We start from the raw sequence: 20820 nt of genomic DNA on the forward strand, positions 1-20820 counted from the left end.
GGAAGGACGGGAACGGAAGGGGCCGGACCATGGCTGACCGAGCGGACCGCGCGGGCTGGACCTCACCGCTGCGCCGGCGCCGCGGCCCCGCCTGGGCGGAGCAGACGCCGACCTGGCGCGACGCCCGTCCGGCGCTGATCGCCGACACCCTCAAGCGGGCCTGTGCCCGCCCGTCGGGCAACTGGTTCGTGGTGGGCGCCTCCCGGGACGTGCGCCCCGGCCGCCCCTGCGGCAGGACCGTCGGCGGCGTCGAAGTGGTGCTGTGGCGCTCGCCGGCCGGTGAACTCCGGGCGGGTCCCGGCGCCTGCCCGCACCTCGGTGCCCCGCTGCGCGACAGCCGGGTGGTGTGCGGCACGCTCGTGTGCCACTGGCACGGACTGGCCCTGGACGGCTCCGCGTTCGCCGGCTGGCGGCCGTACCCCGTCCACGACGACGGGGTGCTGGTGTGGGTGCGACTGGACACGGTCGGGGGTGAGGAGCCGTCGGAGCGGCCCGTGGTGCCGGCCCGGCCCGCACCGGGCAGCGGGGTGGACGCGGTGTTCACGGCCTTCGGGCGGTGCGAACCGCAGGACGTGGTCGCCAACCGGCTCGACCCGTGGCACGGATCCTGGTTCCACCCGTACTCCTTCGTCGATCTGACGGTGGTGCGGGAACCGCGGGGCGACCAGGCGGGCGACGAGGGCGACGCCTTCGTGGTCGACGTCTCCTTCCGGGTGGCGGGCCGTCTGGTGGTGCCCGTGCGGGCCGAGTTCACCGCGCCGGATCCGCGTACCGTCCTGATGCGCATCACCGACGGCGAGGGGGCCACGTCCGTGGTGGAGACCCATGCCACGCCCCTGACCGCCGCGGACGCGCGGCAGCCGCGGACCGCCGTGATCGAGGCAGTCGTCGCCGCTTCGGACCGGCGCGGTTTCGCCCTGGCCCGGGCCGCGGCGCCCGTGCTGCGCCCTCTGATGCGGCACACGGCCGGGCGGCTGTGGCGCGACGACCTCGCCTACGCCGAGAGGCGCTGGGAGTTGCGCAGCACCGGCCGCTTCCCGGGCTGACACGACCCCGCCGGACGGGCCTGCGCGGAGCGGCCCGGGCCCGTCCGGCGGCCCGACGTCAGCGGCCGGACGGGCACGGCGTCACGGCCGCCCGGGGTCACGAGGTCACGACGTCACCGGCGCACCGGGCGCTCCGCCAGCGCCCCGAGGGCCCGCAGCAGCCGGGAGCGGCCCGACCGTGGCACGGTCCACAGCACCTGGCCGCGCACGCCCCACTCGGCGAGCAGGGCGTTGGACGCCAGGAAGCCCGTGGTGGCGGCGCGTTCCATCAGGGCCACGGGCAGGTCGCAGCGCAGCCCGTCGCCGGCCAGCGTCAGCCACGGGAGCGGGGTGCGTACGGTGGGGCGCCGGTGGTGGGTGCCGACCGGGAAGAGCGGGCAGTCCGACCGCCACTCGTGCCGGGCGTCCACGACACGCGCCCGACCGGTCTCCGGGTACACCCGCCGCAACTGCCCGAGCAGCGCCTCCTGCACGCTCTCCCGGTCCGCGCCCGGGGTGACGGCGTAGGCGTGCAGTTCCACCACGGAACCGTCGTGCTTCGCGGCCCAGCGGGCGGCCTCGCCCTCGTAGCGTTCCAGGACGCTGATGTTGTCCAGGCCGTCGTAGCCGCTGGTGCCGAGGAAGCCCGGGCGGTCGGCGCGGACCGGCCGGTCCAGCCAGAGCCGTGAGACGAGGAACGGCGGGGCGGTGCGCAGGGCGGCGATGCCGTCGCGCCAGGCGGCGGTGCCGAGGCCGGGTGAGGCGGCGACGACCTGTCGCAGCCCGGCGGTGTCGAGCGCCAGCACCACGGCGTCGTGCCGGTCGCTGCCGGTGCCGGTGCCGGTGCGCACCTCTGCTCCCCCCTGGTCCACGGGCTCCACACCGTCTACGGGGGTGCCGGTGCGCAGGGTCACGCCGAGGCGCCGGAGGTAGTCGGCGAGCGGCTCCCACAGGGCCTGCGGGAAGGGCTCGTCGGGCACGTCGAAGAGCAGCCCCTCCGAGGAGCCGAGGAAGTAGATGTGGAACATCAGCATCAGCTCGGCGGCGGACAGTTCGTGCGGGTCGGCGAAGAAGCTGCGCGAGAACACCTCGAAGGCCAGGTGGTGCGCGGCCTCGGGGAAGCGGACGCGTTCCAGGAAGGCGGTCGCGCTGATCCCGTCGAAACGCGTGTACACCTCGGGCACGCGTACGTCCGTCAGCGGCAGCGCCGCCCGTGCGTCCAGGGCGGTGAGGTCGCGCCAGCCGAAGCTGGGGCTGAGGGCGACGAAGCCGAGGGCGCTCAGGGGCGGGGTGCGCGGGACGCGGGCGAAGCTGTCGGTGAGGCCGCCGCTGTGCCGCAGGGGGTAGTCGGGCAGCGGGGTGAGGCGGGCGAGGGCGGGGTCGGTGCGCCGCAGCAGCCCGCGCAGGTTGTAGTACTGGCGGAAGAAGGCGTGGAAGCCTCGGCTCATGGTCACCTCGGAGCCGTCGGCCAGCCGGGTGGGGTGCCCGGCCAGACGGCCGCCGAGTGCGTCCTCGCGTTCGTAGAGGGTGACCCGGGCGCCGCGTTCGGCCAGCCCGGTGGCCGCGGCCAGTCCTGCGATGCCGCCGCCGACCACGGCCACGGACGGCGCGTCCCCGGGCGTGAACCGGTCGCGGCCCGGCGCGGGCATGAGGACCTCGGCCTTGCGGTCCCGGCCGCGGCGGGCGGCGGGGCGGGGACTCGTCGGGTGGCTCATCGGCCGGCCTCCCCCGCCGCCGCGACGAACGTGTGCGTGATGCCGGTCTGCCAGCCGGCCAGGGGCAGGGCGCGCGCGCCGGTGAACCCGGCCCGGGTCAGCCGTCCGGTGAAGGCGGAGGCGGTGTCGAAGTCGAGGACGCTGTGCCACAGGTGCCGGTACAGGGCGCGGTCGCCGGTGAGGGTGCCCGCGGGGATGATCACGCCCTGGCATACGGCCGTCCACAGCGCCCGGTGCGCGGGCGAGCCGCCGAGGCTGTACTCGTGGACGGCGAGCCTCCCGCCCGGCCGCAGCAGTGCGCGCACCGTGCCGAGGACGGCGTCCGGGTCGGAGACGTTGCGGAACAGGTAGGCGGCGAAGACCGCGTCGAAGGGCCCTTCACCGGCCGCCGCGAGTTCCTCGGCGCTCAGGTGCAGGAAGCGCACGGTGTCGGGCCACGGCTTGGCCAGCGCCCGCCCCAGCATGCCCGAGGAGGCGTCCACCGCGGTGATCCGGGCCCGGGGCGCGGCCCGCAGCAGGGCCCGGGTGGAGGCGCCGGTGCCGCAGCCCAGGTCGAGCAGGTGCAGCCCCGCCCCGTCCCGCGGGAGCCGGAGCCGTCGGGCCGAGCGCAGCAGGTCGGCGCGGTAGCCCGGATTGAGGCCGGTGAGGCGGTCGTAGGTCTGGGACGCGTGGTCGAAGGCGTAGGCCAGCTCGCGGTCGCGCAGCAGGGTCATCGGGGGCTCTCTCAGGTTCCTGGGGCGGGGTGGGTACGGCGGGGCAGGAAGGGCACTTCGAGCGCGGTGCGCAGCATCGGGCCCACCGGGGTGCGCAGTCCGATGCCCCACTCCTCCCGGAGCGAGGTGGCGCCGTCGAGGAAGCGCAGCAGGCGGGGCGCGGGTGTGCGGCGGAAGAGGCCGGTGAAGAAGGCGGGGCCGTCGATCCGCCCGGTGTCCAGGGCCCGCAGCAGCACCGCGTCCATGGCGAGCGCCCGCCGGCCGTGGGGCGCGGGCACGGTGGCGCGCCCGTCCCGCAGGGCCGCGGCGACGGCCCGGCTGTGCCGCTGCACGGCCGCGAAGGTGTAGCCGGTGGCGGGGCGGGTGGCACCGCCCGCCGTGCCGATGCGGAAGACCGCCGGGCCGGTGCGCCGGGGGAAGCGGGCGTCGGTCATGGGGATGACGCCCTGCTCGGCCGACTCCACCGCGAACTCGCCCAGGCGCAGCACCTCGCGGGCGTAGTGGCCGAGCGCCGCCTCGTACGCCGCCGTCGTCAGCGGGCGCCGGGAGAACTCGGTGTACTCGACGAGTGCCCGGTCCGGGGCCAGCGGCAGGACGTAGCCGAAGGCGAGGCCGTGGCGCGGCTGGGGCACCCGGAAGTCCATGAGGTCGGCCACCACGGGGTCGAACCGGTCGGTGCCGGTGCGCACGAACCAGCCGCGGAAGTGCTGCAGCAGCTGGGTCCGGGCCGGTGGCAGGGCGCGCAGCGGCCGCGAGTCGAACACGTGGCGGGCGCGCAGGGTCAGGGTCCACCCGCCGGGTGCCGTGCAGCGGACCTCGGCGCCTGCCGGTACGTCGCGCACCGTGTCCGCCGTCGCGCGCAGCAGCCGCCCGCCGGGCGACCGCTCCAGTCGCGTGTGCACCAGCCGCTCGAACGCGGTGGAACGGACCATGCGGTAGCGGAAGGGCGCCGGATCGACGGTGAGGGGGCTGCCGTCGGGGCCGTGCACCCGCAGCAGGGGCCAGGTGGCGGTGACCGCTTCGCCGAACCCGGCATCGCCCTCGCTGTCGCCGTCGCCCTGGTCCCAGTAGCACCAGGTACGTTCCGCCGGGCGTACGGGGCCGTCGGGCGGCTCCACCACGGTGACGGTCGCGGCGTCGGCGTCGGTGTCGGTGTCGGTGTCGGTGTCGAGCAGCCGGTACGCGAGACTGAGGCCGGCAGCACCGCCCCCGAGGATCACCACGTCCGACGTGTCGACGGGCCCTGCGCTCACCGGGCCCACCACGCGCCGCTCATCTCCGCACCCCGCTCCGGCCGTCGTGCTGACTGGGACTGTTCGTTCAGTGTGGTCGTCTCGCCTGGTTAGGACCGTTCACCTGGTTCGGTCCGTTCGCGTGGTTCGGTCCGTCCGTTCACCGCTTCTCGCAGGAGGCGGGGTTCGGATGCAGCCGGCCGGGGCTAGCGCGACACGACCGACTCCAGCACCGCGACGGCCTCGGCCAGTCCCGTCGGGCGGGGCAGTCCGGGGACGGTCCGGCCGCTCCAGCCGGGCCCTATCGTCAGGACGACCGGCTTGCGGCGGGCGCCCCGCACCCCCCACTCCATCGCGGCCACGTGCTGGGCCAGCGGCCGGCTGGCGGTCGTACGGGACTGCGCCCACAGCCCCACCGCCGCGGGCCCCGTTCTGCGGACGGCCGTGACGAGGGACTCCACGGGCAGGGCACCGCCGAACATGCGCACCGGCAGGCCGCGTTCGGCCAAGGCCGCCGACAGCACCTCCAGGGGCAGCGTGTGGTTCTCCCCCGGCACACAGGCGAGCACGATGGTCGCGCCCGGGCGGTCGGCGGCCGTGGGCGGGGCACCTCGCCGCAGCGCGCCGGAGACGTGCCAGGACAGGAAGTGCTCGACCTCGACGTACTTCTCGCCGGAGCTCTCCCACTTGCGGCCGACCGCCTGGAGCGTCGGCATGATCACCTCCGTCCAGGCGGCGACCAGGCCGTGCTCGGCTATCGCGGTCTCCAGCAGGTCGTCCAGTGCGGAGGCGTCGAGGCGCAGAGCGGCACGGGCGATGCCTTTGCATTCCTGGCGCACGTCACCGAGGCGCAGCCCGCTGCCGGCCCGGCTGCGCGTGCGGGTACTGGCGGACGGCCGCGGTTGCGGTTGCGAGGCCTGTCCGGGGGCCGCAGACCTTGGCGCCACCGGGTCGCCGGTCGACCGGCCCGGGACCCCGTCAGGGGCCGCATCCGGGACCGCCCCCGGGACGGCATCCGACACCGCCCGCGAAGCCGCATCCGACACCGCCCCCGGGGCCCTTTCCGGGAGCGCCTCGCGGGGTGCTCGGTCGGCCCGGCCGCCCGGGCCCGTCGGCCGCGGCGCCAGGGCCGCGCCTCCAGCCGTGTCCGTCTGCCGCGCCGCCGGGGTCGCCCCTCCCGCCATGTGTGCCGTGTCCGCCGTGTCCGTCCGCCGCACTGCCCGCGTGGCCCCACCCGCGGGGTCCGCCCGCTGCGTCGTTTCGGCGAGCACCGCGCGTGCCGCCTCGGCGGGCGGTATCCCGGTCGCCGTCAGGGCGCACATCCGCTCCAGCCGCGCCACGTCCGACGGGGTCCACCGCCGATGCCGGCCGCCGGTGTGCGAGTCGGGTCCGAGGCCGTAGCGGCGATCCCACGTACGGACCGTGGTGGGCGCCACGCCCAGCCTCCTGGCCACCTCGCCGGTGGTCAGGCCGCCCCCCGGCGGCCCGCCCCCCGGCGGCCCGCCACCGGTCGGCACGTTCCCGAGCGGCGCGCCTTCGCGTCCGCCGCGTCGACTGTCCCGTTCGTGTGCACCCATACCTCCGACTGTACGACGCACAAACGACGCATGTTGAGGCGCGTCGTTTGTGCACCGAACACTGGCCTGGACCGCATGGTCGCGGCTCGCGGAGCGCGACCGGTGCGGTTCGGCAGACGGCCTTCCGTCCCCGCGCGACGCACTGCAGGAGGAACCAGGCCATGATCACGAACACGCGACTCACCGCCCCCGCCGTGCCCACGGAGGAAACGCGGTACGAGGAGGAGCTGGCCCGGGGCCTCGTCGCCGCCGACGAGGAGGCGTTCGCGGCGATCTACCGGCGCTGGGGCGCGCTCGTCCACACCATGGCCACCCGACTGCTCGGCGACACCTACGAGGCGGAGGACGTGACGCAGCAGGTGTTCCTCGGCGCCTGGAACGGCAGGGCCGGATTCCGCCCCGAGCGGGGCCCGCTCGGGGCCTGGCTGGTCGGCATCACGCGACGCAAGATCGTCGACGCGCTGGCGGCCCGCACCCGGCGCCTGACCCTCATCGACTCGGCCGCCCGCGACGCGGACACCACCGGGCCCGACGAGGCGGCACCGGACCGCGTCCTGGACCGGGTGCTGATGGTCGACGCCCTGGCACGGCTGCCGCGCCACCAACGGGAGGTGCTGTGCATGGCGTTCTACGAGGACCTGACCCAGGCTCAGATCGCGGAGCGGACCGGAATGCCCCTGGGGACCGTGAAGAGCCACGCCCGCCGCGGCCTGCACCGGCTCCGCATGGTGATCGAGCAGCCCCCGGGTCCCGGCACGGACCTGTAGCGACGCCGCCGCACGCGCATCCGCGGCGGCCCCGGCACCCGAAACAGGACCGAGACTCCGCACCGTACGGAGGCTTAGTTCGAAGGGATGATTCCCATGATCCACCGCACCCGCCTCGTCATCGCCGCCTCGGCCGGAGCCTGCGCCCTGGCCCTCGGCGTGTCCACGCCCGCCCTGGCCGAACAGCAGGACCAGGCCATGGTGTCCGTCTTCCACGGCATCCCCGGCATGACCGTGGACGTGTACGCCAACGGCGACGAACTGGTCGGCGACTTCAAGCCCGGCACGGTGACGGACCCGAAGTCCCTCGACGCAGGCACCTACGACATCCAGATCTTCGAAGCGGGCCAGAGCCCTGACGGAACTCCCGCCCTGCAGAAGAAGATCGAGGTGCCCGAGGGCGCGAACGCCACGGTCGCCGCCCATCTCTCCGCCGACGGCAAGCCGGAGTTGACGGCCTTCACCAACGACGTCTCCCAGGTGGAGGCCGGCAAGTCCCGCCTGACGGTCCGCCATGTCGCGGCAGCCCCGGCCGTGGACGTCCGGGCCGGCGGACAGCCCGTGTTCACCGATCTGACCAACCCGAAGGAGGACACCGCCGAGGTCGATGCGGGCACCCTGAACACCGACGTGGTGCTCGCCGGGACGGACACCGTGGCCATCGGCCCGGCCGATCTGAAGCTTGCCGAAGGCACGAGCAATGTCGTCTACGCCTGGGGCAGCGCCGACGACAAGAACCTGGCCCTGGCGACGCAGACCTTCAGCGGCATGGCGTCGTCGCCGCGCGGCGTTCCCGCGGGCGGCAGCGGAGCCGCGGTCGCGACGAACTCCGCCGACCTGGGCCCGGCCTGGGCCGCAGGGGCCGGAGCGGTCGCGGTGGCGAGCGTGCTGGTGGCCCGCCGGGTCGTCCGCCGACGTGGCTGACGGCACGCGACGGCTGACGGGACCGATGCTGGCGGCTGCCGCTCTGGCAGCCGTCCTCGGTTTTCCGGGCCGGCCGTCGCAGCCGGCCGAGCCTGCGCCCGACTTCACGACCGCGCCCTACGGGCGGACGGCCGGGGCGGCGGCGGAGGAGGCTCCGCCCCCGGCCCAGGCCCCGCCGCCCCGGCGCGTCCTGCTGCCCGACGTGGGCGTCGACGCCCGGGTGGCGCCGGTCGGCGTGACGGACCGGGGGGACCTGGCCGTCCCCGACGACCCGTCGGTGGCCGGCTGGTACCGCTACGGTCCGGCGCCGGGCAGCGTTGCGGGGTCGGCGGTGCTCGTGGGGCACGTGGACAGCGACACCGGGGCCATCGGCGAGTTCGCCGGGCTGTACCACGTACGGCGCGGGGACCACGTGGAGGTGCGGCGGGCCGGGGCGGACCCGGTGCGGTACCGCGTCCTCTCACGTGTCACCGTGCCCAAGGAAGAGTTGCCACCGTCGGCGTTCCGCCGCACCGGTGTCCCGGTCCTCACGCTCATCACGTGCGCGCCCCCGTTCGTCCCCGAACGCGGCGGCTACCTGTCCAACCTCGTCGTCACGGCGGAACCCGTCGAGTCCGGGAGGGCGCAGTGGCCCACGTAGAGCCCGCGCACCTGGTGGAACTGGCGCTGCGCAACGCCGTCCCGACCGAGGCCGACACCGAGGCCCTGCGTCACGTCGAACAGTGCGACCGCTGCCGCGACGAACTCCGCGTCCTGACCCGCCTGGTGACCGCGGCCCGCACCGCGAAGGCCCTGGACCTGCCCACCCCGCCCCCGGACCACGTCTGGCACGACATCACCCGCAAGGTCTCCCAGGAACCCACCCCACCCCAGGGGGACGACGAGGGACCCGACTCCCGCAGCGCTCCGGAAGGGTGAAGTCGGCACGCACCGTCCCTGGCCCTCTCGCGGTCGGATGCCGCCGGTTCCCGCAGGGATGTCATCGCCGGGTTCCGGCCGTGAGCTGCTGGTGTGGGCCGTGCACGTCGGGCATCGCACCACCGTCTACGACGCCTGACCACTCTGACGTCAGGCCAGAAACTCCGGCACCGATCCACACGGGATCGATGAAGGGGCCGGGCTCCCGCGAGCCCGGCCCCTTCTGACCTGCATTTTTGCCGCGTCATCGACGTGGTGTTATTTCATCCGCTCAGACGTTGAACCTGAACTCCACGACGTCCCCGTCCTGCATCACATAGTCCTTGCCCTCCATGCGCGCCTTGCCCTTCGCGCGGGCCTCCGCGACCGAGCCCGTCTCCACCAGGTCGTCGAAGGAGATGACCTCCGCCTTGATGAAGCCCTTCTGGAAGTCGGTGTGGATGACGCCGGCCGCCTCGGGGGCCGTGGCGCCCTTCTTGATCGTCCAGGCGCGGGATTCCTTGGGGCCTGCGGTCAGGTACGTCTGCAGCCCCAGAGTGCGGAAGCCGACGTGGGCCAGGGTCGCGAGGCCGGGCTCCTCCTGGCCGACGGACTGGAGGAGCTCCAGCGCCTCCTCCTCGTCGAGCTCGGCGAGGTCCGCCTCCAGCTTGGCGTTGAGGAAGATCGCCTCGGCCGGGGCGACCAGGGCCCGCTGCTCGTTCTTGAAGTCGTCGTCGGTCAGCTCGTCCTCGTCGACGTTGAAGACGTAGAGGAACGGCTTGGTGGTGAGCAGGTGCAGGTCGTGCAGGAGCTCCGCACGCTCGCTGCCCTGGACGAGACCGTGCGCGAAGAGCGTGTCGCCCTTCTCCAGGATCTCCTTCGCCTCCTCGACGGCCTTGACCTTCGGCGCGATGTCCTTCTTGATCCGCGACTCCTTCTGGAGGCGCGGCAGGACCTTCTCGATGGTCTGCAGGTCCGCGAGGATCAGCTCGGTGTTGATCGTCTCGATGTCGTCCTTGGGCGAGACCTTGCCGTCCACGTGCACGACGTTCTCGTCCTTGAAGGCACGGATGACCTGGCAGATCGCGTCGGACTCGCGGATGTTCGCGAGGAACTTGTTGCCGAGGCCCTCGCCCTCGGACGCGCCGCGCACGATGCCGGCGATGTCGACGAAGTCCACCGTGGCCGGGAGCACCCGCTGCGAGGAGAAGATCTCGGCCAGTTTGGTCAGGCGCGGGTCGGGGACGCCTACGACACCCACGTTCGGCTCGATGGTGGCGAACGGGTAGTTGGCCGCCAGCACGTCGTTCTTGGTCAGGGCGTTGAACAGGGTCGACTTGCCGACATTCGGCAGACCGACGATTCCGATCGTGAGCGACACGTTGCGACTTCCCGTGAGTGGAGGGCCAGGGGGCCGGGTTCCCGTGAGTGGAGGGCCAGGGGTCCGGCCGATCCACCAGTCTACGGCGTGTCCGGAACCGTCCCGGCGACGTATCGAACGCTTGGCCAAGCCTCGGCCAACGGCGTGTCTGTCGGCCTATTCGGCATATAGAACGACCTAAGTTGGTGCGGTGGAGCAATACAGGACGCGATCTCCCGAGTACGGACCGCGACGGGACCGGCCCAGGCCGCCCCGGCAACCCGTGCCGTCCCAGGCGGGGCGGGGGGCGGGGGGTGAGCCCGTGCGTGCGGCACGGCCACCCGGGCCGCGGCGCCGCCCGGCGCCGGTACGGCGGCCCGCGCCCGTGCCGTCGCCCGCCGCCGCGGGGCTGCCGAACCCCCGGCTGACCGGGCTGGGCAGCGGGCTGTTCTGCACGGCGGTGATGTTCCTGCTGGGCGCGCTGTGCGCCGCACTGTTCGGGGCGTCCCTGACGGCGTACGGCGTGCTGTTCCTGCCGGTGTGCGTGCTGACCGCCCTCTGGGTGCGCCCGGGGGACCTGATGACGGCACCCGTGGTGGTGCCCATCGCGTTCGCCGTGGGGCTGCTGCCGGTGGCCGACGACGAGGGCGGTACCGGCACCCTGATGGGCCTGGTGACGGCACTCGCCACGCAGGCCGGCTGGCTGTACGGCGGCACTCTCGTCACCGGGCTGATCGTGATCGCCCGGCGGATCCGGCTGGTGCACCGGCGGCGAGCCGCAGGGGCCCGGCCGCCGCACTGACACCTCGCGTGGGGCGGCCCTAGCGCGCGGCCGCCCGCATCGCCGCGCCCACGATGCCCGCGTTGTTCTGCAGCTGCGCCGGGACGATCTCCGCCTTGATGCCCTCGATGTAGGGCAGGAACTTGTGGGACTTGCGGCTGACACCGCCGCCGAGGATGAACAGCTCCGGCGAGAACAGCATCTCGACGTGGGCGAGGTACTTGCGCACGCGGTGCACCGCCCAGTGCTCCCACGTCATGTCGTGGTCCTCGCGCGCCTTGCTGGAGGCCCGCTTCTCCGCGTCGTGCCCGTCGAGCTCCAGGTGGCCCAGCTCGGTGTTGGGGACGAGGACGCCGTCGACGAAGACCGCGCTGCCGATGCCGGTGCCGAGGGTCAGCAGGATCACCGTGCCCCGGCGGTCGCGGCCGGCGCCGAAGTGCATCTCGGCGACGCCCGCCGCGTCCGCGTCGTTGACCACCGTCACCGGCAGCCCGCCCAGCCGCTCGCCGAGCAGCGCACGCGCGTCGGTGTCGATCCAGCTGTCGTCGACGTTGGCCGCCGTGCGGATCGTGGCTCCGTCGGTGACCACGCCCGGGAAGGTCACTCCGACCGGCCCCGTCCAGCCGAAGTGGTCGACGACCTGCTTGACGCCGTCGGCTACCGCCTCGGGCGTGGCCGGGTGGGGGGTGAGGACCTTGTGGCGCTCCTGCGCCAGGTCGCCCTTGTCCAGGTCCACCGGCGCACCCTTGATCCCGGATCCGCCGATGTCCACTCCGAAGATCTGCATGGCCCTACGTTACGACGAACGACTGACGGTCACAGGCCGGACGGCGGTGCTGCCCGGCCCGTCCCCGATCACTCCCCGGAATGTTCACCGGCCCCCGCACCGCCGCGCTGGGCGGCCAGGGCGGCGGCCTCCTCGCGCAGGTCGCGCCGCAGCTCCTTGGGCAGGGAGAACGTGATGGACTCCTCGGCCGCCTTGACGATCTCGACGTCCTCGAAGCCGCGCCGGGAGAGGAACTCCAGGACCTGCTCGACCAGGACCTCCGGGACGGAGGCGCCGGAGGTGACACCGACCGTGTTCACGCCCTCCAGCCAGGCCTCGTCGATCTCGTCGGCGAAGTCCACGAGGTAGGCCGCGCGGGCGCCCGCGATCTTGGCGACCTCGACGAGCCGCTTGGAGTTGGAGGAGTTGCGCGAGCCGACCACGATGACGAGGTCCGACTCGGCGCCCATCTGCTTCACGGCCAGCTGGCGGTTCTGCGTGGCGTAGCAGATGTCGTCGCTGGGCGGGGAGATGAGCTGCGGGAACTTGTCCTTCAGGGCGTCGACGGTCTCCATGGTCTCGTCGACGGACAGCGTGGTCTGGGAGAGCCAGACGACCTTGGAGGGGTCACGGACCTCGACCTTCGCCACATCGCCCGGTCCGTCGACGAGCTGGATGTGGTCGGGGGCCTCGCCGGAGGTGCCGATGACCTCCTCGTGGCCCTCGTGGCCGATCAGGAGGATGTCGTAGTCCTCGTTCGCGAAGCGGACGGCTTCCTTGTGGACCTTGGTGACGAGCGGGCAGGTGGCGTCGATGGTGGCGAGCTTGCCGCGCTCGGCCTCCTCGTGGACGACGGGGGCCACGCCGTGCGCGGAGAACATGACGATGTTCCCCGGGGGCACCTCCTCCGTCTGCTCGACGAAGATCGCGCCCTTCTTCTCCAGGGTCTGCACGACGTACTTGTTGTGGACGATCTCGTGCCGGACGTACACCGGAGCGCCGTACTGCTCCAGGGCTTTCTCGACGGCGATCACGGCGCGGTCCACACCCGCGCAGTAGCCACGGGGGGCGGCGAGCAGGACACGGCGGCCAGGCGAAGCAGACATGCGTCCCATCGTAAGGCCGCGTCCGGCGGGTCAAAGATCCCGTGGGTCCGCAGTCCCCGGGAAGGCTGACACGGCGTGAGGCGAGTGACCTACGGCGGGAGCGGCAGCACGCCGTCCGAGAACGGAACGGCGACCTCCGAGGCCGCGGGGCAGCGCGCGGCGGCGCAGTCTCGGCTTCCGTGCCCTGGTCGTATACGGGCTGCTGTTCGTCGCGCCGATGGCCCCGGTGGGCATGTTCGGCACGCTACCGCTGAACCTGGGGGGCGTGCGGGCCGCGGCCCCGGGTGGGCTTCCTGGTCCGGCGATGGAGGTCGTGGTCGTGGTCGTGCTCGTCGTGTCGGCGGTGCTCGGTGCCGGCCCGGGACGGCACCGAGCACTGAGCGGGGCCGGCTGTCGCCGCTGACGGGGGCGGCACGCAGGGGGCGTCGAGGCCGGTGTCGGCAGGGCTGCTGAGCGGCGTTGTCGGCGGTGCCCACTACCCTCGCGGGCATGGCTGTGAACACGACTCCGGAAGCCCCGCTGCCCGTCGGTGAGGTGTCGCGGCTGATCGGGGGCTGGATCGACCGGCTCGGCGCGGTCTGGGTCGAGGGGCAGATCACGCAGTTGTCGCGGCGGCCGGGCGCCGGTGTGGTGTTCCTGACCCTGCGGGACCCCTCGTACGACATCTCCGTCAGCGTCACCTGTTACCGGCAGGTGTTCGACGCCGTCGCCGACGTGGTGAGCGAGGGCGCCCGGGTCGTCGTCCTCGCGAAGCCCGAGTGGTACGCCCCGCGGGGCCAGCTGTCGCTGCGGGCCGCCGAGATACGGCCCGTCGGGGTCGGCGAACTGCTCGCGCGGCTGGAGCAGCTGAAGAAGGCCCTGGCGCGCGAGGGCCTGTTCGCGCCGGAGCGCAAGAAGCCGCTGCCGTTCCTGCCGCAGCTGATCGGACTGGTCTGCGGGCGGGCCTCGGCCGCCGAGCGGGACGTGCTGGAGAACGCCCGGCACCGCTGGCCCGCGGTGCGCTTCGAGGTGCGCAACGTCGCCGTGCAGGGCGTGCACGCCGTGCCGCAGGTCGTGCAGGCCGTCAAGGAGCTCGACGCGATCGACGACGTGGACGTGATCATCGTCGCGCGGGGTGGCGGCAGTGTGGAGGACCTGCTGCCGTTCTCCGACGAGCAGCTGATCCGCACGGTCGCGCAGTGCCGTACGCCGGTGGTGTCCGCCATCGGGCACGAACCGGACAACCCGCTGCTGGACCAGGTCGCCGACCTGCGCGCCTCCACGCCGACCGACGCCGCCAAGAAGGTCGTGCCGGACGTCGGCGAGGAGCTGGAGCGGGTGCGGCTGCTGCGGGACCGGGCGCGGCGGTGCGTGGCGGCGCTGGTGGAGCGTGAGGAGCGCGGGCTGGCGCACGCGCTGGCGCGGCCGTCGATAGAGGACCCGCACCGGATGATCGACGTGCGGGCCGGCCAGGTGGCGGATTTGCTCGACCGGGGCCGGCGGTGCCTGCGGCACCAGCTCGACCGGGCGGACTCGGAGCTGTCGCACACGCACGCGCGCGTCGTGGCCCTCTCCCCCGCCGCGACCCTGAAGCGCGGGTACGCCGTGCTGCAGAGGGCGGACGGGCACGCCGTCCGCGACCCGGGCGAGGTGACGCCCGGCGAGACCCTGCGGGCGCGGGTCTCCGAGGGTGAGTTCTCCGTACGAGTGGACACATAGGGTGGGTGGATGACCAGCGAGGTTGACGAGACACCGGGCACGAGCGAGGCGCTCGGGTACGAGCAGGCGCGGGACGAGCTGATCGAGGTCGTCCGGCGCCTGGAGGCGGGCGGGACGACGCTGGAGGAGTCCCTCGCGCTGTGGGAGCGCGGCGAGGAGCTGGCCAAGGTGTGCCGGCGCTGGCTGGACGGGGCCCGGGCGCGGCTGGACGCTGCGCTGGCGGAGGAGACCGCGGAGGGCGCGGCGGACGCGGACGGGCAGTAGCCGGGGCCGTTCGGTCCCGGCCGGGGTACGCGGCATGCGGCCGGGAGGGTGCACGACATCGGTCCGGCGTGATCCATCACACTGTCCTATTAGTTGAACGTTGAACTTCAGGCGAGTACGGTCGAAGACGTCAGCCGATCTTCCGGACCGACCGTCGCGAGAAAGTGCCTTCATGTCCCTCGTTCTTGACCCCGCCGCCCAGGACCTGCTGTTCCGCGAGGCCCGCTCCGCCAACACCTTCACCGACAAGCCGGTGACCGACGAGCAGGTGCAGGCGATCTACGACCTGGTCAAGTACGGCCCGACCGCCTTCAACCAGACCCCGCTGCGCATCACCCTGGTCCGCTCCCCCGAGGCCCGCGAGCGCCTGGTCGCCCACATGGCCGAGGGCAACCGGCCCAAGACCGCGACCGCCCCGCTGGTGGCGATCCTCTCCGCGGACAACGAGTTCCACGAGGAGCTGCCGCACCTGTTCCCGGCCGCGCCGCAGATCAAGGACGTCTTCTTCACCGAGCGCCCGATCCGCGAGAACGCCGCCGCGCTGAACGCCGCCCTCCAGGCCGCCTACTTCATCGTCGGCGTCCGCGCCGCCGGTCTCGCCGCCGGCCCGATGACCGGCTTCGACTTCGAGGGCGTCCGCAAGGAGTTCCTGGACGACGACCACACCCCGCTGATGATCGTCAACATCGGCCGCCCGGGCCCGGACGCCTTCCACCCGCGCTCCCCGCGCCTGGACTTCGACCAGGTCGTCACGACCGTCTGAGCCGCACCCGCGACGCACACGAGAAAGGCCCCCGGCGACAGAGCCGGGGACCTTCCTCATGCCCGTTCACTTCGTCTGCAGCGCCTCGGCCATCTTCGTCAGCTGCGCGAACGACGCGGTGCCCGTCACGACCGTCGTCGAGCCCTCGGTGTCCTCCAGGACCAGGGCGTCGTAACGGCCGCCCTCGTAGCGCGTCCAGGTCTTCCCGTCGATCTCCTGGGTCCTGTCCGTCTCGCGAGCGCCCTGTGTCGCCTCGTCCAGGAAGACGGGGCGCCGCTGAGTGGACTGCTCGACCGCCACGTACTCCCCCTCGGGATCGTGGAACCCGAGGTGCCAGGCGTCGAACTGGTCGCCCCGGAAACGGACGGAGGTGGCCTTCCACGCGTCGGACAGGCCCTCGGGCGCTGCCACGGGGTAGGAGGCGGCCCGGCGTGCCGTGAGCAGCTCGACCCGGTAGTCGACGGCCTTGACGTCGGGCGGGCTGTCGTCGTGCGGGATGAAGAGGTACACGAAGCCCGCCACCAGGATGATGACCCCCATGGAGAGGATCATGTCCCGCGCCGTCTTCTGCTTGCCGTTCTCGCGTGCCACGCCCCCTATCGTCGCAGGTCCCTGCCGCGCTCATCCGTGGGGGCCTCTGCTCATTTTGCGGACTCGGAGATATATTCGGGCGACACACCCTCATCCGGCCGTCGTCGTACAGAAAGGTGCGCTCCGATGACCGAGCATCATCATTTGCCCTCCGAACTCGATGTGCCCTCCGAGGCCCCCGACCGCAACCTCGCCCTGGAGCTCGTCCGGGTCACCGAGGCGGCGGCGATGGCCGCGGGCCGTTGGGTCGGGCGGGGTGACAAGAACGGCGCCGACGGTGCCGCGGTGCGTGCCATGCGGACCCTCGTCTCCACCGTCTCGATGAACGGCGTCGTCGTCATCGGCGAGGGCGAGAAGGACGAAGCCCCGATGCTGTTCAACGGGGAGCGCGTGGGCGACGGGACCGGGCCCGAGTGCGACATCGCGGTCGACCCGATCGACGGCACCACGCTGACCGCGAAGGGCATGACGAACGCGATCGCGGTGCTGGCCGCCGCCGAGCGCGGCTCCATGTTCGACCCGTCCGCCGTCTTCTACATGGACAAGCTCGTCACCGGACCGGAGGCGGCCGACTTCGTCGACATCAACGCCCCGGTCGCGGTGAACATCCGCCGGGTCGCCAAGGCGAAGCGGTCCGCGCCGGAGGACGTGACCGTGGTGATCCTGGACCGGCCGCGGCACGAGGGCATCATCAAGGAGATCCGGGACACCGGTGCGCGCATCAAGCTGATCTCCGACGGTGACGTGGCCGGCTCGATCCTGGCGCTGCGGGAGGGCACCGGGGTCGACCTGCTGCTCGGCATCGGTGGCACGCCCGAGGGCATCATCTCCGCCTGTGCGGTGAAGTGCCTGGGCGGCACGATCCAGGGCAAGCTGTGGCCCAAGGACGACGAGGAGCGGCAGCGGGCGCTCGACGCGGGGCACGACCTCGACCGCGTGCTGACGACGGAGGACCTCGTCACCGGCGAGAACGTGTTCTTCGTGGCGACCGGCATCACGGACGGCGAGCTGCTGCGGGGGGTTCGCTACCGGGCGGAGACCGCGACGACCGACTCGATCGTGATGCGGTCGCGCTCGGGCACGGTGCGCAGGATCGATTCGGAGCACCGGCTGAGCAAGCTGCGGGCGTACAGCGCGATCGACTTCGACAAGGGGAAGTAGCGCCGTGCGGAGACGGGGGCTGCGGATCGCCGGCCCGTGCAGGCCGGCTGTGGTTGATCGCGCAGTTCCCCTCGCCCCTTCGGGCGCGTCCTCCGCATCGACTGCGAGCAGCTGAGGAACCACTGAAAAGGGCGTCCCCGGTGCGGTGGGGACGCCCTTTCGTGCTGCTCGGCCGTCAGCCGGCCGCGGCTATCCGGTCCGCCGGGCGGGCCGCCTTCTTCAGCTCCATCTCGCGGCGGCGGCGCCGGGCCAGGACCACGCGGCGCTCCGCGGCGGTGAGTCCGCCCCAGACGCCGTAGGGTTCGGGCTGGAGCAGGGCGTGCTCGCGGCACTCGACCATCACCGGACACCGGGCGCAGACCCGCTTCGCCGCTTCCTCCCGGGACAGCCTCGCGGCGGTCGGTTCCTTGGAAGGGGCGAAGAACAGGCCGGCCTCGTCACGCCGGCACACCGCCTCGGTGTGCCACGGGGCGTCCTGATCCCTGTCTCGCGCTGGCACCCGCGGGGCCGGAACGGCAGCTACCTGCAGGGACGAATGCGGCGGTTGCAGCACGGTCTACTCCTGACGACGGCTTCGCGAGCGAGAGACGATGCAGCAAGGCCTACCCGCTGTGCGCGCGCCTATGCACTGAGTTCCGAACCGCCGACTTCGGGGGATTCGCGACTGTCAATGCCCGAGGTGTTTGCGCAAACTCCGGTCGACCTTGCGCTGCACCCGGTCCAGGATGTCCGCGACGACCTTGCCCCGCCTCGGCCGCGCCTCGACGCTGCCCAGCACGGCCCAGCCGTCCACGTAGACGATGGGGGCCTCCGGTTCCCCCGAGTCGAGCGTGGCCACCTCGAAGCTGCCGAGGACGCCGCCGCCCATGCCGCGCAGCGACACGTTCTCCGGGACGCGGATGTCGACGCTGCCGAAGACCGCGAACGACTTGACGACGACCTGCTGGTGGTCGAAGAGGGCCTCGCTGAGGTCTATCTCGACACTGCCGAAGATCGCGTAGGCGTGGATACGGCGGCCCGCGCGCCAGCGGCCCTTGCGGACGGCGCTGCTGAACACCGCGACCACGTTGTCGTCCGGGTCGATCGGGATGGCGCCGGCGGTGGGGCGCCGGGGGGCCGCGGGATGGACGGGGCCGGGGCCGCGGCGGTGGGCCGCGGGCAGGTCCCGTATGAAGACCTCCAGCTCGCCGACGGTCTTGGCGCGCAGCACGCCCTCGACGCGCTCGGCGTGCTCGTCCGCCGTGAGGCGGCCCTCCGCCAGGGCGTCGTGCAGGATGTCGGCGATGCGGTCGCGCTCGGCGTCGGAGGCGCGCAGCTCGGAGACGGCGGGCACGCCCTGCGGCCGGGCGTCCGGCTTCTGGAGGTCCTGCTTCTGAAGGTCCACGGCAGCAGCGTACCGAAACACGATAGATCGCGACACCCCCGCGTCACGGACGGGTGTCGCACCGACCGGTGTGACGAACTGAGCCTTACCTCACAAGCCCGCCGTCGGCGGCAGGTTCTACGCTGGTTGGCGCTCGCCAACGGAGGCGGGCCGCCGTCCGTCGAGTGAGGAATGGGCTGAGATGCCTGAGTTCGCGTACACCGATCTGCTCCCCCAGGGAGAGGACACCACGCCCTACCGGCTGGTGACCTCCGAGGGCGTCTCCACGGTCGAGGGGCCGGACGGGCGGACCTTCCTGAAGGTGGAGCCGGAGGCGCTGCGCAAGCTCGCCGAGGAGGCCGTCCACGACATCCAGCACTACCTGCGCCCGGCCCACCTCGCGCAGCTGCGCCGGATCATCGACGACCCGGAGGCCTCCGGCAACGACAAGTTCGTGGCGCTGGACCTGCTGAAGAACGCGAACATCGCGGCGGCGGGCGTGCTGCCGATGTGCCAGGACACCGGCACGGCGATCGTCATGGGCAAGCGCGGGCAGAACGTGCTCACGCAGGGCCGTGACGAGGAGGCCCTGAGCCGCGGCATCTACGACGCCTACCAGAACCTGAACCTGCGCTACTCGCAGATGGCTCCGCTCACCATGTGGGAGGAGAAGAACACCGGCTCCAACCTCCCCGCGCAGATCGAGCTGTACGCGGCCGACGGCGGCGCCTACAAGTTCCTGTTCATGGCCAAGGGCGGCGGCTCGGCCAACAAGTCGTTCCTGTACCAGGAGACGAAGGCCGTCCTGAACGAGTCCTCCATGATGAAGTTCCTGGAGGAGAAGATCCGCTCGCTGGGCACGGCGGCCTGCCCGCCGTACCACCTGGCGATCGTCGTCGGCGGCACGTCCGCCGAGTACGCGCTGAAGACGGCCAAGTACGCCTCCGCGCACTACCTGGACGAGATCCCCGCCGAGGGCTCCGAGCTGGGGCACGGCTTCCGGGACAAGGAGCTGGAGCAGAAGGTCTTCGAGCTGACGCAGAGGATCGGCATCGGCGCGCAGTTCGGCGGCAAGTACTTCTGCCACGACGTGCGCGTGGTGCGCCTGCCCCGGCACGGCGCGTCCTGCCCGGTGGCCATCGCGGTCTCCTGCTCCGCCGACCGCCAGGCCGTTGCGAAGATCACCGCCGAGGGCGTCTTCCTGGAGCAGCTGGAGACGGACCCGGCGCGCTTCCTGCCCGAGACGACCGACGAGCAGCTCGACGAGAGCGGCGACGTCGTGAAGATCGACCTCAACCAGCCGATGGAGACGATCCTCGCGGAGCTCACCAAGTACCCGGTGAAGACCCGCCTGTCGCTGACCGGCCCGCTGGTCGTGGCGCGCGACATCGCGCACGCCAAGATCAAGGAGCGGCTGGACGCGGGCGAGGAGATGCCGCAGTACCTGAAGGACCACCCGGTGTACTACGCCGGTCCCGCGAAGACCCCCGAGGGCTACGCGTCGGGCTCCTTCGGCCCGACCACGGCCGGCCGGATGGACTCCTACGTGGAGCAGTTCCAGGCGGCGGGCGGCTCCAAGGTGATGCTGGCCAAGGGCAACCGCAGCAAGCAGGTCACCGACGCGTGCGACGCCCACGGCGGCTTCTACCTCGGCTCCATCGGCGGCCCGGCCGCGCGCCTCGCCCAGGACTGCATCAAGAAGGTCGAGGTCGTCGAGTACGAGGAGCTCGGCATGGAGGCCGTCTGGAAGATCGAGGTCGAGGACTTCCCGGCGTTCATCGTCGTCGACGACAAGGGCAACGACTTCTTCCAGGACCCTGCCCCGGCGCCGACGTTCACTTCGATCCCGGTGCGCGGGCCTGGGCTGGCGTAGCGCCTGCGGCGCGGCGGGGACGGTTTCGCCCCCGCCGCCCCTGCCCGTCCCGTCCCCAGGGGCTCCGCCCCTTCGGCCCTGCCGCCGCCGGACGAACGAGTCGAACGACTCCCTCAAGGACCCGGCGCCCGTGCCGGCCTTCACCTCCATTCCGGTACAGGGGCCCGGACTCGCCTGACGGCGGCGGTGATGATCCGTCTCCACGGGGAACAGTGGTCGCGGCGCGGACGCTGTGACACGTGGA

Annotated in this window: 21 protein-coding genes; 11 read left to right on the top strand and 10 right to left on the bottom strand. The window is 72.7% G+C overall.

Going from position 1 to position 20820, the window contains the following annotated elements; all coding sequences use genetic code 11:
* Positions 1-29 precede the first annotated feature (29 nt).
* Positions 30-1046, top strand: a complete 1017-nt coding sequence (locus tag ACFZDI_RS03010; protein ID WP_391247343.1) for a DUF5914 domain-containing protein — start codon at positions 30-32, stop codon at positions 1044-1046.
* Positions 1047-1159: 113 nt separating this feature from the next.
* Here ACFZDI_RS03010 and ACFZDI_RS03015 read toward each other — a convergent pair whose 3' ends face one another.
* The 4 genes from ACFZDI_RS03015 to ACFZDI_RS03030 all read right to left on the bottom strand — a co-directional run bounded on the left by ACFZDI_RS03015 (position 1160) and on the right by ACFZDI_RS03030 (position 6154).
* The gene (locus ACFZDI_RS03015) at positions 1160-2740 is read right to left on the bottom strand and encodes an FAD-dependent oxidoreductase (protein ID WP_391247345.1); all 1581 of its coding nucleotides are present in this window, start codon (positions 2738-2740) and stop codon (positions 1160-1162) included.
* Positions 2737-3453, bottom strand: coding sequence for a class I SAM-dependent methyltransferase (locus tag ACFZDI_RS03020; protein ID WP_234849859.1), 717 nt, complete (start codon positions 3451-3453; stop codon positions 2737-2739). The genes ACFZDI_RS03015 and ACFZDI_RS03020 overlap by 4 nt, the downstream gene beginning before the upstream one ends.
* Before the next feature lie 11 nt (positions 3454-3464).
* Complete coding sequence (locus ACFZDI_RS03025) at positions 3465-4706, bottom strand: lycopene cyclase family protein (RefSeq protein WP_391247346.1); 1242 nt, start codon at positions 4704-4706, stop codon at positions 3465-3467.
* Positions 4707-4891: 185 nt separating this feature from the next.
* Positions 4892-6154, bottom strand: a complete 1263-nt coding sequence (locus tag ACFZDI_RS03030; protein WP_391248009.1) for a MerR family transcriptional regulator — start codon at positions 6152-6154, stop codon at positions 4892-4894.
* Between the two features lie 269 nt (positions 6155-6423).
* Between ACFZDI_RS03030 and ACFZDI_RS03035 the strand changes: the two genes are divergently transcribed.
* From ACFZDI_RS03035 to ACFZDI_RS03050, 4 genes are all read left to right on the top strand, one after another.
* Positions 6424-7029 (top strand): RNA polymerase sigma factor, encoded by a 606-nt coding sequence (locus ACFZDI_RS03035; RefSeq protein WP_234846725.1) that lies wholly within the window; start codon positions 6424-6426, stop codon positions 7027-7029.
* Positions 7030-7125: 96 nt separating this feature from the next.
* Positions 7126-7953, top strand: coding sequence for a DUF4397 domain-containing protein (locus ACFZDI_RS03040; RefSeq protein WP_391247348.1), 828 nt, complete (start codon positions 7126-7128; stop codon positions 7951-7953).
* Entirely contained in the window at positions 7946-8593 is a 648-nt protein-coding gene (locus ACFZDI_RS03045; RefSeq protein ID WP_391247350.1) for a sortase domain-bontaining protein, read from the top strand. The genes ACFZDI_RS03040 and ACFZDI_RS03045 overlap by 8 nt, the downstream gene beginning before the upstream one ends.
* On the top strand, positions 8581-8871 hold the full coding sequence (locus ACFZDI_RS03050) for a hypothetical protein (protein ID WP_391247352.1): 291 nt from the start codon (positions 8581-8583) through the stop codon (positions 8869-8871). The genes ACFZDI_RS03045 and ACFZDI_RS03050 overlap by 13 nt, the downstream gene beginning before the upstream one ends.
* A 271-nt stretch (positions 8872-9142) precedes the next feature.
* On the opposite strand, the gene ychF is transcribed toward ACFZDI_RS03050, so the two are convergent.
* On the bottom strand, positions 9143-10231 hold the full coding sequence (ychF, locus tag ACFZDI_RS03055) for a redox-regulated ATPase YchF (protein WP_361119811.1): 1089 nt from the start codon (positions 10229-10231) through the stop codon (positions 9143-9145).
* Between the two features lie 190 nt (positions 10232-10421).
* On the opposite strand from ychF, the gene ACFZDI_RS03060 reads away from it, so the two are divergent.
* Positions 10422-11012 carry a DUF6542 domain-containing protein gene (locus ACFZDI_RS03060; RefSeq protein ID WP_391247354.1) on the top strand — a complete coding sequence of 197 codons (591 nt, stop codon included), beginning with the start codon at positions 10422-10424 and terminating at the stop codon, positions 11010-11012.
* 19 nt (positions 11013-11031) lie between these two features.
* Here ACFZDI_RS03060 and ppgK read toward each other — a convergent pair whose 3' ends face one another.
* Both ppgK and ACFZDI_RS03070 read right to left on the bottom strand, forming a co-directional pair.
* Positions 11032-11778 carry a polyphosphate--glucose phosphotransferase gene (gene ppgK, locus ACFZDI_RS03065; protein WP_391247356.1) on the bottom strand — a complete coding sequence of 249 codons (747 nt, stop codon included), beginning with the start codon at positions 11776-11778 and terminating at the stop codon, positions 11032-11034.
* A 68-nt stretch (positions 11779-11846) separates the two neighbouring features.
* The gene (locus ACFZDI_RS03070; RefSeq protein WP_391247358.1) at positions 11847-12872 is read right to left on the bottom strand and encodes a 4-hydroxy-3-methylbut-2-enyl diphosphate reductase; all 1026 of its coding nucleotides are present in this window, start codon (positions 12870-12872) and stop codon (positions 11847-11849) included.
* Between the two features lie 480 nt (positions 12873-13352).
* Between ACFZDI_RS03070 and xseA the strand changes: the two genes are divergently transcribed.
* From xseA to ACFZDI_RS03085, 3 genes are all read left to right on the top strand, one after another.
* Complete coding sequence (gene xseA / locus ACFZDI_RS03075; protein WP_234846717.1) at positions 13353-14561, top strand: exodeoxyribonuclease VII large subunit; 1209 nt, start codon at positions 13353-13355, stop codon at positions 14559-14561.
* Positions 14562-14570: 9 nt separating this feature from the next.
* Positions 14571-14825, top strand: a complete 255-nt coding sequence (locus ACFZDI_RS03080; protein ID WP_234846716.1) for an exodeoxyribonuclease VII small subunit — start codon at positions 14571-14573, stop codon at positions 14823-14825.
* Positions 14826-14997: 172 nt separating this feature from the next.
* Positions 14998-15588: a malonic semialdehyde reductase gene (locus ACFZDI_RS03085; protein WP_391247361.1), complete on the top strand. Its 591-nt coding sequence runs from the start codon at positions 14998-15000 to the stop codon at positions 15586-15588.
* A gap of 66 nt (positions 15589-15654) precedes the next feature.
* Here the strand turns inward: ACFZDI_RS03085 and ACFZDI_RS03090 are convergent, their stop codons facing one another.
* Entirely contained in the window at positions 15655-16179 is a 525-nt protein-coding gene (locus ACFZDI_RS03090) for a DUF4245 domain-containing protein (protein ID WP_234846714.1), read from the bottom strand.
* A gap of 126 nt (positions 16180-16305) precedes the next feature.
* Here ACFZDI_RS03090 and glpX point away from each other — a divergent pair, with 126 nt between their 5' ends.
* A complete protein-coding gene (gene glpX / locus ACFZDI_RS03095) occupies positions 16306-17340 on the top strand; it encodes a class II fructose-bisphosphatase (RefSeq protein ID WP_234846713.1) in 1035 nt (344 codons plus the stop codon).
* Between the two features lie 175 nt (positions 17341-17515).
* On the opposite strand, the gene ACFZDI_RS03100 is transcribed toward glpX, so the two are convergent.
* Together ACFZDI_RS03100 and ACFZDI_RS03105 are read right to left on the bottom strand one after the other, a co-directional pair.
* Positions 17516-17893: a WhiB family transcriptional regulator gene (locus tag ACFZDI_RS03100; RefSeq protein WP_234846712.1), complete on the bottom strand. Its 378-nt coding sequence runs from the start codon at positions 17891-17893 to the stop codon at positions 17516-17518.
* A gap of 114 nt (positions 17894-18007) precedes the next feature.
* Positions 18008-18724, bottom strand: coding sequence for a DUF1707 domain-containing protein (locus ACFZDI_RS03105; protein ID WP_391247364.1), 717 nt, complete (start codon positions 18722-18724; stop codon positions 18008-18010).
* Between the two features lie 181 nt (positions 18725-18905).
* Between ACFZDI_RS03105 and ACFZDI_RS03110 the strand changes: the two genes are divergently transcribed.
* Positions 18906-20576: a fumarate hydratase gene (locus ACFZDI_RS03110; protein WP_234846711.1), complete on the top strand. Its 1671-nt coding sequence runs from the start codon at positions 18906-18908 to the stop codon at positions 20574-20576.
* Positions 20577-20820 lie beyond the last annotated feature (244 nt).

Source organism: Streptomyces sp. NPDC007907 (assembly GCF_042959365.1).
Taxonomy (GTDB): domain Bacteria; phylum Actinomycetota; class Actinomycetes; order Streptomycetales; family Streptomycetaceae; genus Streptomyces; species Streptomyces indiaensis.

Coding starts and splice junctions, on each gene's coding strand:
- ACFZDI_RS03010 (WP_391247343.1), top strand. CDS start 30: ATGGCTGACCGAGCGGACCGCGCGGGCTGGACCTCACCGCTGCGCCGG.
- ACFZDI_RS03015 (WP_391247345.1), bottom strand. CDS start 2,740: ATGAGCCACCCGACGAGTCCCCGCCCCGCCGCCCGCCGCGGCCGGGAC.
- ACFZDI_RS03020 (WP_234849859.1), bottom strand. CDS start 3,453: ATGACCCTGCTGCGCGACCGCGAGCTGGCCTACGCCTTCGACCACGCG.
- ACFZDI_RS03035 (WP_234846725.1), top strand. CDS start 6,424: ATGATCACGAACACGCGACTCACCGCCCCCGCCGTGCCCACGGAGGAA.
- ACFZDI_RS03040 (WP_391247348.1), top strand. CDS start 7,126: ATGATCCACCGCACCCGCCTCGTCATCGCCGCCTCGGCCGGAGCCTGC.
- ppgK (WP_391247356.1), bottom strand. CDS start 11,778: ATGCAGATCTTCGGAGTGGACATCGGCGGATCCGGGATCAAGGGTGCG.
- ACFZDI_RS03070 (WP_391247358.1), bottom strand. CDS start 12,872: ATGGGACGCATGTCTGCTTCGCCTGGCCGCCGTGTCCTGCTCGCCGCC.
- xseA (WP_234846717.1), top strand. CDS start 13,353: ATGGCTGTGAACACGACTCCGGAAGCCCCGCTGCCCGTCGGTGAGGTG.
- ACFZDI_RS03080 (WP_234846716.1), top strand. CDS start 14,571: ATGACCAGCGAGGTTGACGAGACACCGGGCACGAGCGAGGCGCTCGGG.
- ACFZDI_RS03085 (WP_391247361.1), top strand. CDS start 14,998: ATGTCCCTCGTTCTTGACCCCGCCGCCCAGGACCTGCTGTTCCGCGAG.
- glpX (WP_234846713.1), top strand. CDS start 16,306: ATGACCGAGCATCATCATTTGCCCTCCGAACTCGATGTGCCCTCCGAG.
- ACFZDI_RS03110 (WP_234846711.1), top strand. CDS start 18,906: ATGCCTGAGTTCGCGTACACCGATCTGCTCCCCCAGGGAGAGGACACC.